This is a genomic window from Acidovorax sp. (genome assembly GCF_046291265.1).
GTDB lineage: Bacteria > Pseudomonadota > Gammaproteobacteria > Burkholderiales > Burkholderiaceae_C > Acidovorax.
Genome location: NZ_JBKBTV010000052.1, coordinates 1 through 15,113, shown reverse-complemented (window position 1 = coordinate 15,113; position 15,113 = coordinate 1). Strand labels below are relative to the sequence as shown.

The following is a 15,113-nucleotide window of genomic DNA, read 5'->3' as shown; positions in this document are numbered from 1 at the left end:
TGCAGGTTTACCCCCGCGGCCGCCACGCGTTCACGATGGCCACCAGCGACAGCATCACCGGCACCTCCACCAGCACGCCCACCACCGTGGCCAGTGCGGCGCCCGAGTTGAGGCCAAACAGCGATATCGCCACCGCCACGGCCAGCTCGAAAAAGTTGGAGGTGCCGATCAGGCACGCGGGCCCTGCCACGTTGTGCGGCAGCTTCAGCCACCGCGCACCCGCCCAGGTGATGAAGAAAATGCCGTAGGTCTGCAGGATGAGCGGGATGGCGATGAGCACGATCACCAGCGGCTTGTTGACGATGGTGCCTGCCTGAAACCCGAACAGCAGCACCACGGTGGCGATGAGCCCCACCACCGACCAGGGCTTGAGGCGGGCGACGAAGTCAGCCACCGCGTGCGCGGATTTTTGTTGCAACAGGTGGCGGGTGACTATGCCCGCGGCCAGCGGCAGCACCACGTACAAGATGGTGGAAAGCACCAGGGTTTGCCATGGCACGGTGACGTTGGTCACGCCCAGCAAAAAAGCGGCGAGGGGCGCAAACGCAAACACCATGACGATGTCGTTGACCGACACCTGTACCAGCGTGTAGTTGGCGTCGCCTTTGACGAGCTGGCTCCACACAAACACCATGGCGGTGCACGGCGCCACCCCCAGCAAAATCATGCCCGCGATGTACTCGCTGGCCGATTGCGGGTCGACCCACAGCGCAAAGAGGTATTGAAAGAACAGAACGCCCAGCGCGGCCATGGTGAAGGGCTTGATGAGCCAATTCACCACCAGCGTCAGCATGAGGCCCTGGGGTTTTTGGCCCACACTTTTGATTGCGGTCCAGTCGATCTGGATCATCATGGGGTAGATCATCACCCAGATGAACACGGCCACCACCAGGTTGACGTGTGCAAGCTCCAGCGTCGCCACGGCCTGGAACAAGCCCGGCACCGCCAGGCCCAGGCCGACACCGGCGAGGATGCCCAGGGCCACCCAGAGGCTGAGGAAACGTTCAAACAATCCCATGGTGAATCCTTGTTGTTGTGTTGTTGGTTTGGTTGCAAAACGGAAAGGCAGAAGGCCTGGCAGCGCGATGCAGCCAGGCCCCGGGTTCGAGTGACCGCAATCTGTGGCTGGCCTCAGTCCTTTTCGGTGCCAATGCGGTGCAGTTCGCTCTGCAGCGACAGCTTGTCGAGCTTGTCAAACGGCAGGGCCAGAAAGATGGTGATGCGGCGGTTGAGCGTGATGAAGGCGTCGCTGAAGGCGCGCTGCTTTTCTTCTTCGGTGCCCTGCGCGGCTGCGGGGTCGGGCACGCCCCAGTGGGCGGACATGGGCTGGCCGGGCCACACGGGGCAGACCTCGCCCGCGGCGTTGTCGCAAACGGTGAGCACAAAGTCCATGGCGGGCGCGTCGGGCTGAGCGAACTCTTCCCAGTTCTTGCTGCGCAGGCTGTCGGTGCGAAAGCGGTTGCGCTGCAGCAGCTCTACCGCATAGGGGTTCACGCGACCCGCGGGCTGGCTGCCCGCGCTGTAGGCGCGATAGCGCCCGGCGCCCAGCTGGTTCAGGATGGCCTCGGCCATGATGCTGCGCGCCGAGTTGGCGGTGCAGATGAAGAGGACGTTGAAGACGCGATAAGACATGAGAGGTCTTTCTTTCTTGCAGTGGGTTGTCGGTAGGTCAGCGGATCAGCGAATCAGCAGGTGGTGCATTGCACGGATGTGGCGGTGACGTCCAGGCAGGGCTCGCCCTGGCAGCAGTTGGCTGTCAAAAAGCCAAGCAGGTTGTTCATCGCGTCGATGTGGGTGCGGTAGATCAGGTTGCGGCCATCGCGCTCTTGTGTGATCAGCCCGGCGTGGGTCAGCTCTTTGAGGTGAAACGACAGCGATGTGGGTGAGACCCCGAGCGCCTCGGCCATCTGGCTGGGCGTGGCACCCTGCGGGCCCGCCACCACCAGCAGGCGAAACGCGCGCAGGCGCGATTCCTGCGCCAGCGCGGCCAGGGCTTGTACGGCTTCGGTGTCGGTCATGCGGTGTCTCCGGTGGGGGATGTGGGGGCGGTGGATTCGGTCACGGTGCGCGCGGTGCGCACCACGGGCAGTGCCAGGGTGACCAGCCAGCAGATGACCAGCATCACGGCCGACCCGATCAGTGCATACAGCAACCCACCCCATTGGTACAGCAGCCCCGACAGCAGCGTGCCCATGAAGCGGCCCGCTGCGTTCGCCGCGTAATAAAAGCCCACGTCTTCCGCCGCTTTCTCGCTGCCCGCATAGGCCAGGATGAGGTACGAGTGCACGGACGAGTTGATGGCGAATGCAAAGCCGAACACGGCTAGCCCCGCTACCACCACCCACTCCAGGTGGGGCACTTTCAGGTAGACCACCACGGCCAGTGCCGCGGGCACTACGGCCAGCGCGCCAGACCACCAGCGCGCAGCGGGTACCTCGGCGCTCAGTCCGTCGGCGCTGCGTTGGACGATGTTGGGCGCCAGCGCCTGCACCAGGCCATAGCCGATGGTCCAGGCCGCCAGAAAGCCGCCCACCATGGTGAACGTCCAGCCCGATGCATACAAGAACACCGGCACGCCCACCACAAACCACACATCGCGTGCCCCAAACAGCGCCACGCGCGCGGCGGCCAGCAGGTTGATGGCGGGGCTTTTGGCAAACAGCTCCTTGGCCGATTTAGAGGCCTTGGCTTTGCCCATGAGAGGCGGCACAAACACCACCACGCCCACCAGCACCAGGGCCAGCAGCGCCGCCATGGCCCACAGCGCGCCGCGAAACCCCAGCAAGTCCAGCAGCAGCCCTCCGAGGAAGAAACCCACGCCCTTCATGGCGTTTTTGCTGCCGGTGAACCAGGCCACCCATTTGAAGAGCTGGCCAGAACCTTGATTCTTGGCCTGGTCTGCCGTGATCTTGATGGCCGACTTGCTTGCGGTTTTTGTCAGGTCTTTGGCCACGCCACAAATACCCTGCGCCACGACCACCCACGCCACCGACATTGCGGCCGTCCATTCGGGGTTGAGCAGTGACAGCAGCGCAAAACCGATGATCTGCGTGGTCAACCCCACGGCCAGCATGCGCGCAATGCCGTAGCGCGTGGCCAGCCAGCCACCGATCAGGTTGGCGGCAATGCCTGCCGCCTCGTACAGCAAGAACAGAAACGCCAGCATGAACGACGAATAGCCCAGACGGTAAAAGTGCAGCAACACCAGCATGCGCAGCGCGCCGTCGGTCAGCGTAAAGCCCCAGTAGGCGGCGGTGACGATGGCGTAGTTGCGCGTGGCGGCGTTGCCCGGCGGCGGCGACATGGGTGGCGGGTTGCTTGCCATGGCGGTCAGATGCCCGCGCTGTGCATGTGGCAGGCCAAGTCCACCATGCGGCAGGCGTAGCCCATTTCGTTGTCGTACCAGGCGTAGACCTTGAGCAGCGTGCCGTCGGTGACCATGGTGGACAGCGCATCGACGATGGAGCTGCGCGTGTCGCCCGCGTAGTCGGCGCTGACCAGAGGGCGCTCTTCATAGCCCAGGATGCCCGCCAGCGAGCCGTGTGCAGCGGCAGCCGCAAACAGCGCGTTCACCTCCTCTGCGGTGGTGGACTTTTGCAGCTCAAACACGCAGTCGGTCAGCGACGCGTTGAGCACTGGCGCGCGCACGGCGTGGCCGTTGAGCTTGCCTTTGAGTTCAGGGTAGATGAGCGCAATGGCCGTGGCGCTGCCCGTGGTGGTAGGTGCCAGGCTCATCATGGCGCTGCGGGCGCGGCGCAGGTCTTTGTGCGGGGCATCGACCACCAGGTTGGTGTTGGTGGGGTTGTGGATGGTGGTGATCTGCCCGTGGCGGATACCCAGGTTTTCATGCACCACTTTCACCACAGGCGCCAGGCAGTTGGTGGTGCACGACGCGGCAGTCACGATGCGGTCGCTGGCCGGGTTGTAGAGGTGGTGGTTGACGCCCACCACGATGTTGAGCACGTTGCCGGTTTTGACCGGCGCCGCCACGATCACGCGTTTGGCGCCGCGGTCCAGGTGGCCTTGCAGGGTTTCGGGGATGAGGAACCTGCCCGTGCACTCCAGCACCACATCCACACCCAGGTCACCCCAGGGGATATCGGCGGTGGTGGCGTGGCTGCTGAAGGACAGCCGCTGGTCGTTGATGCGGATCGCGTCGTCGCCCTCGGCGGCGATGTCTGCGCGCCAGGGGCCTTGCACCGTGTCAAACGCCAGCAGGTGGGCGGTGGCAGCGGCGCCGCCCTTGATCTCGTTGAGGTGCACCACCTCCAAGCGGTTAGCGCCACGCGGATCGTTGTGGGGGCGGTGGGCTGCGCCCAGTGCGGCACGCAGTGCCAGACGGCCGATGCGGCCCATGCCGTTGATACCTATTTTCATGGGTGAACTCCTGACCATCTGCCGCACCCAGTGGGGTGTATGGTTTGATATTTCGATAATTGTTGAATTATCGTTGCCTTGTGTGTCCGTTTGATGACTTCGGCCCGGCAATGGGTAGGCCCAGCTACCCGCTCAGTCGGTTTCTGCAGACCCCACAAACAGCCTGCGCGGCACCCACCACAGGTACACGGCCATGCCCAACAACTCGACCAGCGACTGCACCACGACGACCACCGCTGTGGCCTCCCACCCGGCGGGCAGGGCCAGCGCAAAAGGCAGCACCACAAACGAGTTGCGGGTGCCCAGGCTGAATGCCAGCGTGCGGCCCTGCGCAGCGGGCAAGGCCAGCCAGCGCGCCAGCGCCTTGGCCACCAGCGCCGCCGCCACCAAAAACACCACAAACACCGGCACCACCTGCGGCAGCACGTGCAGCCCTTGCCACACGGTGCTCACTTGCGCTCCGGCGATCAAAAAGACCACCACGGCCAACAGTGGCACGGGCGTCCAGGCCAGCGCCTCGCGCACCGCGTCGGCCTTGGGGTGGGTTTTGAAGGTGCGCTGCGCCACGGCGGCACCTGCCAGCGGCACCACCACCACAAGCAGCGCGGGCGCCAGCGTGGCCAGGTGGAAGGACACCAGCGTGGTGGCATCGCCCATCAACCACAGGTAGGCGGGCAAAAGCAACAACTGCAGCACCAGGTTGAGCGGCGTCACGGCCATGGCACGTGGCACATCGCCGCCGCTCAGTTGGCTGAAGGTAATGAACCAGTCGGTGCAGGGCACCAGCAGCACCAGCAACACGCCCAGGCGCACTGCGGGCGATGCGCCCAGCATGCCCAGCCACGCCACCAGCACCCAGGCCAGCAGCGGCAACACCACAAAGTTGCCGATGACCACCGCCGCTGCAAAACGCCGGTCGCGCAGTGCTTTGCCCAACTGCAACAAGGGCACCTGCATGAACGTGGCAAACAGCAGCACCGCCAGCGTCGGCCACAGCAAGGCCTCCAGCGCAGGGCCTGCGGCGGGCCACAGGCTGCCCACCCCCAGGCCCAGCGCAATGGCCAGCAGGTACACCCAGACCTGGTGGCGCTCCAGCGCGAGGCGGGTCACTCGGGTGCGACCGGGTTGGCCGGTGGGGCAAGGGGCAGGGCGGGCATGGCTGTTTGAATGGGATTTGTAAAAATGATAGCTACTAGCGCTTATTGAATAAGCGCTAGAGGCCATTTTGACTCATATTTTGGCGTTGAAGAACCGGCGCCACGACAGCGCACGGTGCCGAGCCGCGATACTTGCACCACGCGGTTTTATAGACTGAACGACCCACCGAACGACGGAGACACCTTTCATGAGCTTGCCCCTTCATCCCCTGGACACCGAACTGCTGGCCCGCGCCCTGCCAATGCTGGACGAAGAGTGGCTGGCCCGGGACGCCGACCTGGCCCCCGTGCTGCCCACCGTGCTGGCCCGCAACGTGGGGCAGGACTGGCACAAGGCCGGCACGTTTCGCCACCATTTGGTGGGCGTGGCCCGGTCGCTCACGCTGTGGCAGCAGCCGCGCGATGTGCGCCTGCTGGGCCTGCTGCACAGCGTGTATGGCAATGCGTTTGTCGACCTGGTGAAGTTCGACCCCGCCAAAGAGCGCGCCCGTGTGCGCGACCTGGCGGGCGAGTCGGCCGAACACCTCGTGTACCTGTTCTGCACCCAGTCGCGCACGCAGTTTGTGCAAAAGGTGCTGGCCCACGCGCTGGAGGCCGATGGCAGCATGGTGCTGGACGACAAAGACGGCAAGCGCCACGTGCTCACGCCCTATGAGGTGGCAGCCTTCATCATCGTCAGCATGGCCGACACCATCGAGCAGTGGTTCAGCTGGCAGGACGATATTTTTTCGCGCTTCCCGCATGTGCAACCGCGCTCGCAGTCTGCGCACTGGGCGGCATCGTTGTGGCCCGGCCCCATGCGGCCCAGCGGCCGCATGCTGCACCAGATCAGCGCGCTGGGCAAAGCCCTGCAGCACCCGGGCCTGAGAGACCAACTGCCGCTGCCGCCCGTGTTTGCCGACTGCAGCCAGCACCTGTCTGCCGCCAACGAGGCAGCGGCCACCTCGCTGTACTGGTCTGTCATCCAGCAAGACCAGCCGCTGGTGGACATGGATGTGGCCACCGGCGTGCTGGAGAGCGCCATCCGCCACAACCCCTGGGTGGCCGAGCCCCAGATGGTGCTGGCCCAGCTGTACCTGTCGAGCGGCCGCAGGGACGACGCCAAGGCGGTGGCATCGAGCGCGCTGCACCTCTTCAGCGCCTGGGGCAATGCCTGGGACAAACGCGTGCAGTGGGACGCCTGGATTGCGTGGACGCGCATTCTGTTGCAGGGCGCCATGGTGGAAGAAACCTGGCCCGAGCGGCTGGACAAGCTGAACAACGTCGCACTGCGGCCCTAACCGGCCTGACCACGCTTGCGCCGCGCGAGCCGCTTCATACGGTAAGTCGTCTAAGAAAATGACAACTTATTCGTTTGAGTTTTATCGGGAAAACCCTAGGATGCGTTCATCTCTTATCCAAAGGTAATCATCGTGAACAAGCGCAATTTGCTGCAAACCACTCTCGCCCTGGCTGTCGCTGCTGGCTTTTCGACCGGCGCCATGGCGCAGGACAAGCCCATCAAGGTGGGCGTGACTGGCGGCCCCCACGCGCAGATCTTTGAACAGGTGAAAAAGGTCGCCGAAAAAGACGGCCTCAAGATCCAGATCGTTGAATTCAGCGACTACGTGCAGCCCAACGCCGCGCTGTCGGCCGGTGACCTGGACGCCAACAGCTACCAGCACAAGCCGTACCTCGATGCCCAGGTCAAAGACCGGGGCTACAAGCTGGTGTCGGTGGGCTACACCGTCAACTTCCCGATTGGCCTGTATTCCAAAAAGGTCAAGAAGCTCGAAGACTTGAAGGAAGGCGCCAAGTTCGGTATCCCGAACGACCCCACCAACGGCGGCCGCGTGCTGCTGGTGCTGCAGGACAAGGGTCTGATCAAGCTGCGCGACGGCGCCGACCTCAAGGCCACGCCGCTTGATGTGGTGAGCAACCCCAAGAAGATCAAGTTTGTGGAGCTGGACGCCGCCCAGTTGCCCCGCTCGCTGGACGATCTGGACGCCTCGGCCATCAACACCAACTTTGCGCTGTCCGCAGGCCTGAACCCCGGCAAGGACGCCATCGCCCAAGAAAACGCCAAGAGCCCCTACGTCAACCTGATCGCCGTGCGCGAAGCCGACAAGGACAAGCCTTGGGTTGCCAAGCTGGTGAAGGCCTACCACTCGGAAGAAGTGAAGAAGTTCATCCAGACCGAGTTCAAGGGATCGGTGCTGCCGGGTTTCTGATCACAGCATCCTGCGGCATCTGTGGGATCGGTGTAGTTGGCGTGAGCGGCGCGAACCCGTGCAGCGTCCCTTGCCCCAACCGTTCTGGCTGAGTCTGTCGAAGCCAGGGCGCTTTTTGCGAACAGCCCTTCGACAGGCTCCGGTCGAACGGTCTAGCTGAGGCGGGTACCCTATCAAGCCAAATTGGCACCTGGCGCTTATCCAATAAGCGCCAGGTGCTATTTTATTGATAGCTACTGTAAAAACACCCGCCCATACGGCGCGGGTGCACCGGGCCGAGCGTGGGCAGAAATGGGCAGAAGTACCCCACGCGAATGGTTGGAGATTCGGCAAACCGCGCTTGCACCCACAATGGGGGTTAACGTCCGGTAACAAATCCCCGCCTGCGATTCCCCGCCCATGCCCCTCGCAGAACGCCTATTCACCGCCGTTTGCATCGTTGCCTGCGCGCTGCTGTACGCCGCGTCGCCCTGGGTGCAGGACACCCGCGTGCAGCTGTTTCTGGACAACGCCTCCTGGACGGTGTCCATCGGTTTGGCGGCGTTTCTGGCGTGGCGTGGCCGCGCACAAGTGCCGCCTTCCGAGCGCTCCCTGCACACCGGGTTGTTCACCGGCGCGTTGCTGATGGCCCTGGGGCAGGTGGTGTGGAACCTGCAGGTGGCGCTGGGCTGGAACCCTTTTCCCGCACCCGCCGACCTGCTTTTTTTGGCTGTGGGCCCGTTGTGGGCGTTCACCGTCATCCGCGCTGCGTTTGCCAGGCTGCCGCGTGACCGCACTTACCCCGCGGCGCTCGACTTTGGCGGTGCCGTGCTGGCGCTGGTGGCCTTTACCCTGGTGATCTACCTGCCGTCGGGTGAGGTGCAGTCGCTGGCGGTGGGGGCTTTGCTGGTGTTGTACCCGGCGGGTTTTTTGACGGCCGCGGGTGTGACGGCGCTGGCGATTCCTACGGTGGGCGTGCGCATCACGCGGTCGCATGTGCTTGTGCTGCTGGGCATGTTTGGCTATGGCCTGAGCTGGATGCACTGGAACCTGCTGGTCATCCACAACACCGCCGTGCCGGGCAGCTGGTTCAACGCCACGTTCAGCCTGGCGGCGCTGGCGTTGGGCTGGGGCGCGCGGTGGTTGCGTTTTGAGGTGTCTGGCGACGTGGCTTACCGCAGCCGGTGTGATCAGGCCATGAACTATGTGCCGCTGGTGTCGATGACGCTGGCGGCCACCACGCTGGCGCTGCTGTTCACCGCGGGCGATGGCCGCGCGGGCTTGCAGGTGCTGATCTTTGTGTGTTGCCTGCTGGTGCTGCTGCTAGCGGCGATGCGACAGGTGATTGTGGTGGGCCTGCTGCACCGCCTGCGCGCGGCCGAGGCCGCCGTGCTGCGCAACGAAGGGCAGCTGTACCAGTTGGCACATTTCGACGCGCTCACGCGTTTGCCCAACCGCCGTTATTTTGAAGATGCACTGGAGCGTGCCGTGGCCGAAGCGTCGCTTTACGCGCAGTCGCCCGACCGCCGCGTGGCGCTGTTGCTGATCGATTTGGACCACTTCAAAAGCGTGAATGAAACCTACGGCCACCGCGTGGGCGATGCACTGCTGAGCGAAGTTGCCGCGCGCATCCACTCCCTGCTGGCGGGACAGGGGCTGCTGGCGCGCCTGGCCAACGACCAGTTCACCGTGATGCTGCAGCGCTCGGCGTCGCGCACCGAGCTGGCGCAAATGGCGGCGTCTATCGTCGAGGGCCTGGCCCAGCCGTGGGACCTGTCCGAAGTGGGCGCGCAGTACATGGGCGCCAGCATCGGCATCAGCCTGTACCCGGACGACGCCGACAGCAGCCTGGAGCTGGTGCGCCACGCGCACTCGGCGCTGCACGCCACCAAAAGCGCGGGGCGGGGCTCGTACCGCTTCTACATTGAAGAGTTCACGCTGATCACCCGGGGCCGGCTGGAGCTGCGCCGCCGTTTGCACAACGCGCTGCAGGGCGGCGAGTTCACCCTGGTCTACCAGCCGCAGCTCAATCACCTGCGCCAGACCGTGGGCGCCGAGGCGCTGCTGCGCTGGTCGGTGGACGGCAAGGCCGTGCCGCCCGACGAGTTCATTCCGCTGGCCGAAGAAAGCGCTCTCATCGTGCCGATTGGCCTGTGGGTGTTCGAGACCGCGTGCCAGCAGCTGGCGCAGTGGCGCGCCGAAGGCTGGCAGGTGCCGGTGGTGTCGGTCAACGTGTCCACGATTCAGCTGCGCGAGCCGGGTTTTGCGCAGGCGCTGCTGGTGGTTGCCGAACGCGCCGGGGTCTCGCCCGCCGGGCTGGTGCTGGAGATCACCGAGTCGCAGTTGCTCGACGAGTCGCTCTATGGCATTGCGCTGGATTTGAAGAATGCGGGCTTTGGCCTGTCCATCGACGACTTTGGCACCGGGCATTCCTCGCTCATCAAGCTGCGCAGGCTGCCCGTGGGCGAGCTCAAAATCGACAAGGTGTTTGTGCGCGACATCGTGCACGACGTGAACGACCGCGAGATCTGCGCCACTGTCAACGCGCTGGCGCGCACGCTGGGCCTGGAAGTGGTGGCCGAAGGGGTCGAGACCGAGGCGCAGTTTCAGCTGCTGGTCAAGATGGGCTGCCAGCGATTTCAGGGCTGGTTGTTTGCGCCTGCACTGCCGCCTGCGCTGCTGGCCGAGCGCTGGCTGCAGCCACAAGGGCAGCCGGGGTTGAGCGAGCCAGACCCTGTGCCATTGGATTCACAATAATTCAAAAATGATAGCTACTAGCGCTTATTGGATAAGCGCTAGAGGCCATTTTCGCTTGAAACTTACGCCGCAAAAGCAAAACCCGGCGCGGGGCCGGGTGGGTGGGTTCAGAGCGCTGGGGCTCTGGCTTCGTCGCTCAGGCTGCCGATATGTGCAGGCCTCAGGCGGCTTGCGACACGCGGGCCTGGTTGGCGGCCACGTTGGTGTGGGCGGTGAGGTCCAGTTCGGCCGAGGCCAGGGCTGCGGCCTTGGCGTCGGGGCCCATGCCCACGCCTTCGGCGCGCACAAAACGCACATCGGTGATGCCAAAGAAACCCAACACCACTTTCAGGTAGCTCTCCTGGTGTTCCATGGCCTGGCCCCCTTCGCTGGTCGAATACATGCCGCCGCGGCTTGAAGCGACGATCACGGTCTTGCCGGTGGCCAGACCCACGGGGCCCTTGTCGGTGTACTTGAAGGTACGGCCCGTCTGAGCAATGCGGTCGATCCAGGCCTTCAATTGGCTGGGGATGGTGAAGTTGTACAGCGGCGCACCGATCACCACCACGTCGGCGGCCAGAAACTGGCTGACCAGCGCTTCAGACAGCGCGTTCTCGCGGCGTTCGGCATCGGTGGCAGCGGCCTGGCCGGTGCGAAAACCCAGCGATTCGGCCGACAGATGCGACGGGGCTTGTGCGGCCAGGTCCAGGTACTGCACGGTGGTGCCGGGGTGGCTGGCTTGCCATGCGGCCACGGTGCGGGCCGTCAGTTGGCGGGATACGGATTGTTCGCCGGTGATGGCGGAGTCGATGTGAAGCAGTTGCATGAAAAATCTCCTGAGAAGCCGATGGGGCCGATGTAGCGATGTCGCTGTGTGGGCGGTAGCCACACCGTGTGGCCATGGAATCAATTGTGCGGATCAATCGAATCGTTGATAAGGTACGGAACTTGCGATAGATTGTTCTACCTATAGGACGATCAGGCGTCCTGCGCCTAGTTGCCGGGCCTTTCCCCGGCTTTCGTGGACACGTCAAAGTGCATAACACGCTCTAACCATGCAAGACCTCAACGACATGCTTTATTTCGCCGAAGTGGTGGAACGCGGTGGCTTCGCCGCTGCGGGCCGGGCGCTTGGCATTCCCAAATCCCGCCTGTCCCGGCGGGTGTCGGACCTGGAGACCCAGCTGGGCGTGCGCCTGCTGCAGCGCACCACGCGCAAGCTGTCGCTGACCGAAGTGGGGGAAGCCTATTTGCGCCACTGCCAGGCCATGCGCGAATCGGCCCAGGCGGCGGCCGACACGGTGGCCCAGGTGCAAACCACACCCCGCGGCACCGTGCGTGTGAGCTGCCCCGTCACCCTGGCCCAGACGGTGGTGGCCGAACTGATGCCCCGGTTTCTGGCCACCTACCCCGAGGTGCGCATCGACATGCTGGTGAGCAACCGTGCGGTGAACCTGGTAGAGGAGGGCATCGACGTGGCCTTGCGCGTGCGCCCGTCGGTGGATGACAGCGGCAGCATGGTGGTCAAGCGGCTGGACCACACCACCCAGATTCTGGTGGCCAGCCCCGAGCTGCTGATTCGGCAAGGCACGCCCAAAACGCTGGACGACCTGGCCAAGCTCGACAGCATCTCGATGTCCGCCCCGGATGGACGCTCGACCTGGAACCTGATTGGGCCCGGTGGCGTGCAGCAGACCGTGCAGCACACCCCGCGGTATGTGGCCGATGACCTGCTCACCCTCAAATACGCGGCCGTGGCCGGCACGGGCGTGTGCTGGATGCCTGACTACATGTGCCAGGACGAAATGCGCGAGCGCAAGCTGGTGCGCGTGTTGCCCGACTGGGCCCCGGCACCTGCCATCGTGCATGCCGTGTTTCCGTCGCGCCGGGGCCTGTCGCCTGCGGTGCGGCGGTTTCTGGACTACCTGGGCGAGGCCATGCCGGGGCGCAGCAGCCTGAGCAGCCGTTTGGCCCTGCAGGGTCTGGACGGATCGGATATCTGACACCCGTGCACTCCCGGCCCAAGGTGCAGCCGCTCACACAAACACTCACATCAACACTCAAATACACACGCTGAAGCGCGTGCGTGGTTTTCCCCGTGCACGCCTTTCGGTTCAATGACCGGGCGCAGCGGGCAAGGGCGTAAAAGCGGGGCGTTTTGCCGCCACAATGCAACGAATTGCAACTGCAAGGGTGGTTTCTGCGCATGGATGTGCAGACCGCTGCCCAGAGACCTTCTTGTGACCTCTGCCCATCCCATCGACCAGCACATTCGCCAAGCCCGCGTACACCCGTCCGTGCGCGCCATCGTGATCCCGCCGTGCCCCGAGTCGCTGTTGCGCCTGCAGGCCATCATGGCCGAGCCCGAACTGGATTCGGTGGCGCTGGACCAGTTGGCTTCGTCCGATGTCGCCATGGCCGCTGCGCTGATCCGGCTGGCCAACAGCCCGTTGTACGGGCTGGCGCAGCCTGTGCAAACCGTGGGCATGGCGCTGACGGTGCTGGGGCTGCAGCCATCGGTGGAGTTGCTGTCGGCCTTCATCACGCGCAACGCGCTCATGGTGCGGTCACCGTTGCTGGAGCATTTCTGGGAAAGCTCGCAACGCCGCGCCATTGCGTGTGAGCACATCGGACACCAGCTCTACAGCCTGGACCCAGGCCTGGGCTACAGCTTTGGCCTGTTTTGCCATGTCGGAATGCCGGTGTTGGTCAAGGCCGTGCGCGGTTACGCAGGCACCGTGACCGAAGCCCTGGCCCGCAAGGACCGCACCTTCACCCAGACCGAAAACGCCAGCCACCGCACCGACCACGCCGTGATGGGCGCCATCGTGGCGCGCACCTGGCACCTTCCGGGCGACGTGGCGCAGGCCATCTGGCTGCACCACGACTTTGCGGGCCTGGGCGACGAGCGGTTCAACCCCACGGTGCGGCATCTCGTGGCGTTGGGCCTGCTGGCCGAGTACCTGGTCAACCACCACGACAACCTGACCCCGACGCGCGAATGGCTGGAGCATGGCGAGGCCTGCATGCAGTACCTGGATGTGTCGGAAGACGAACTGAACCACTGGATTGATGAGTTGCACCCGGCTTTTGAGGCTGTGGGGTTTTGAGATCAGGTCTTTGAAGTCCGGCTGACCTGAAGCCGTTGATGGAGTCGGCACCCATCCATTCGAAGCCGTTCACGCTGAGCCTGTCGAAGCGCTGCGCGAGGCTTCGACGGGCTCAGCCCGAACGGGTGTTTCAAGTTCCAAGGTGCCGACCTCAGATGGTGCGCAATGCGTACAACACACTCAGCGCCCGCAGCACCCGCACCCGTCACCGCGCCGCGTCGACAAGCTCGGCGATGGCCACATAGCCCCACCGCCGGGCGTGCTGGGCGGCAGTCAGCCCGTCTCCGTCGACCAGGGTGGTCTGGGCGCCCAGCGCCAGCAGCTTCTGCACGGCTGCGGTGTGGCCATTGAGGGTCGCAATCATGAGGGCGGTCCTGCCTGCAGTGTCGCGCGCGTCCACGGGCGCTCCCTGGCCGATGAGGCGTTCCACCTCACGAGCGTTGCCCACGCGGGCCGCATCGCGCAATGCGTGTTGCAGCGAGGGGTCCAGCGCCTTGTGGGCCTGAGGCGCGGCCGCTGCAGCGTCGCTGTTCGCCGTGTTGTTGCCGCCGGGCAGGCTGCGGGCCACCGAGGGTGATGCCGGATGCGGGGCAGGCTGTGCTCGGGATGGGGACTCGTCCTGCATCGCGGATCGCTCGCGCATTTCAGCGCGGGGGGGCGTTGCTGCCGATGGCGCGGGCGCGGGTGGTGGCCGCGGCGTGATGGCACGCCGCTCCGCGATGGGCGGTGATGCGGGGAAACCGGATGGCGCACCGGCTGCGTCCGGGTGTTGAAGCGATTCGGACTCTGAGGGCGCAGGGACAGCCTCTGCCGCTGCGGGCGCGGAGGGTGGAGCAGCTTTGGCGAGCGGTCTGGAGGGACCGGGTGCCGCTGCTGCGGGTTTTTGTGCGGTGGTGCCGGGCGGCGGGCTGGTCAGGTCTTGGGCGGGGCCTCGCGCACCCTCGGGTGGTGCAGGTGTGGCAGGCGCTGAAGGTGCGGAAGGTGGGGCAGAGGGCTCGGGTGCGGGCACGGCGGCCGGGGCGGGCGTCTGCGCCCGCCGCTGGCCAAAGGCGATGTCTCTTTCTTCAGGCGTTCCGCGCTCGAACTGCAGCATCAGCAGGCCCGTCAGGCCGACCAGGGCTACGGTGGCCAGGGCCGATATCTTCCAGCGCGACTGGTTGGCGGCGCCACGGCTGGGGGCCGCTGTAGCGGTCAAATCGGTCAAATCGGTCGAAGCGGCCGTGGCTGCAGCAGCTGACGCCACCGTCTGCGCATGCGCCCGGACGGCGTCGCGTACATGTGTGCCGGGGCGGGCGTCCTCCTGCGCGCTGGCTTCCTGGTACCGGCGGACCAGTTCGTCGTCCGGCCTGGTCATACAAACTCCTTGAGGTGTTGCCGAAGGCTGGCCCGTGCATAGCGCAGGCGGCTTTTGGCGGTTTCAAAATGGACGCCGGTGGCTTCGGCAATATCCTGCACGCTCAGGTCACCTTCGGCCTGCAGCAGAAAAGCCTCTCGCTGCTCCTGGGGCAGTTGCTCCACGGCGGCAATCAGGGCGGCGGCCTGCT

The 15,113-nt window shown here is 64.9% G+C and carries 14 protein-coding genes; 5 read left to right on the top strand and 9 right to left on the bottom strand.

The annotated features are described in order from the left end of the window. Window positions 1–7: 7 nt before the first annotated feature. The 6 genes from arsB to ACK41V_RS17540 form a co-directional block, all read right to left on the bottom strand. Window positions 8–1,018: an ACR3 family arsenite efflux transporter gene (gene arsB / locus ACK41V_RS17565; RefSeq protein WP_409784149.1), complete on the bottom strand. Its 1,011-nt coding sequence runs from the start codon at window positions 1,016–1,018 to the stop codon at window positions 8–10. Between the two features lie 113 nt (window positions 1,019–1,131). Next, a complete protein-coding gene (locus ACK41V_RS17560) occupies window positions 1,132–1,632 on the bottom strand; it encodes an arsenate reductase ArsC (protein WP_409784147.1) in 501 nt (166 codons plus the stop codon). A gap of 53 nt (window positions 1,633–1,685) precedes the next feature. Beyond that, window positions 1,686–2,018: an ArsR/SmtB family transcription factor gene (locus ACK41V_RS17555; protein WP_409784146.1), complete on the bottom strand. Its 333-nt coding sequence runs from the start codon at window positions 2,016–2,018 to the stop codon at window positions 1,686–1,688. Beyond that, window positions 2,015–3,325 (bottom strand): organoarsenical effux MFS transporter ArsJ, encoded by a 1,311-nt coding sequence (gene arsJ, locus ACK41V_RS17550; RefSeq protein WP_409784145.1) that lies wholly within the window; start codon window positions 3,323–3,325, stop codon window positions 2,015–2,017. Before arsJ ends, ACK41V_RS17555 begins: the two co-directional genes overlap by 4 nt. Window positions 3,326–3,330: 5 nt before the next feature. Beyond that, window positions 3,331–4,377 (bottom strand): ArsJ-associated glyceraldehyde-3-phosphate dehydrogenase, encoded by a 1,047-nt coding sequence (locus ACK41V_RS17545; protein WP_409784143.1) that lies wholly within the window; start codon window positions 4,375–4,377, stop codon window positions 3,331–3,333. Between the two features lie 132 nt (window positions 4,378–4,509). Then, window positions 4,510–5,487, bottom strand: a complete 978-nt coding sequence (locus tag ACK41V_RS17540; RefSeq protein ID WP_409784141.1) for an arsenic resistance protein — start codon at window positions 5,485–5,487, stop codon at window positions 4,510–4,512. Window positions 5,488–5,722: 235 nt separating this feature from the next. Here ACK41V_RS17540 and ACK41V_RS17535 point away from each other — a divergent pair, with 235 nt between their 5' ends. The 3 genes from ACK41V_RS17535 to ACK41V_RS17525 all read left to right on the top strand — a co-directional run bounded on the left by ACK41V_RS17535 (window position 5,723) and on the right by ACK41V_RS17525 (window position 10,480). Next, entirely contained in the window at window positions 5,723–6,814 is a 1,092-nt protein-coding gene (locus ACK41V_RS17535; protein ID WP_409784139.1) for a DUF6817 domain-containing protein, read from the top strand. A 129-nt stretch (window positions 6,815–6,943) separates the two neighbouring features. After that, entirely contained in the window at window positions 6,944–7,744 is an 801-nt protein-coding gene (locus ACK41V_RS17530; protein WP_409784186.1) for a MetQ/NlpA family ABC transporter substrate-binding protein, read from the top strand. A gap of 399 nt (window positions 7,745–8,143) precedes the next feature. Next, window positions 8,144–10,480, top strand: a complete 2,337-nt coding sequence (locus ACK41V_RS17525) for a putative bifunctional diguanylate cyclase/phosphodiesterase (protein ID WP_409784137.1) — start codon at window positions 8,144–8,146, stop codon at window positions 10,478–10,480. A 160-nt stretch (window positions 10,481–10,640) separates the two neighbouring features. On the opposite strand, the gene ACK41V_RS17520 is transcribed toward ACK41V_RS17525, so the two are convergent. Then, a complete protein-coding gene (locus ACK41V_RS17520; RefSeq protein ID WP_409784135.1) occupies window positions 10,641–11,285 on the bottom strand; it encodes an FMN-dependent NADH-azoreductase in 645 nt (214 codons plus the stop codon). Window positions 11,286–11,514: 229 nt separating this feature from the next. On the opposite strand from ACK41V_RS17520, the gene ACK41V_RS17515 reads away from it, so the two are divergent. Together ACK41V_RS17515 and ACK41V_RS17510 are read left to right on the top strand one after the other, a co-directional pair. Continuing rightward, on the top strand, window positions 11,515–12,462 hold the full coding sequence (locus tag ACK41V_RS17515) for a LysR family transcriptional regulator (protein ID WP_409784134.1): 948 nt from the start codon (window positions 11,515–11,517) through the stop codon (window positions 12,460–12,462). A 237-nt stretch (window positions 12,463–12,699) separates the two neighbouring features. Continuing rightward, window positions 12,700–13,569: an HDOD domain-containing protein gene (locus ACK41V_RS17510; protein ID WP_409784132.1), complete on the top strand. Its 870-nt coding sequence runs from the start codon at window positions 12,700–12,702 to the stop codon at window positions 13,567–13,569. A 205-nt stretch (window positions 13,570–13,774) separates the two neighbouring features. Here ACK41V_RS17510 and ACK41V_RS17505 read toward each other — a convergent pair whose 3' ends face one another. Then, window positions 13,775–14,923, bottom strand: coding sequence for an ankyrin repeat domain-containing protein (locus ACK41V_RS17505; RefSeq protein WP_409784130.1), 1,149 nt, complete (start codon window positions 14,921–14,923; stop codon window positions 13,775–13,777). Further along, on the bottom strand, window positions 14,920–15,113 hold a 194-nt coding region (locus tag ACK41V_RS17500), incomplete at its 5' end, for a sigma factor-like helix-turn-helix DNA-binding protein (protein ID WP_409784129.1). The genes ACK41V_RS17500 and ACK41V_RS17505, both read right to left, overlap by 4 nt.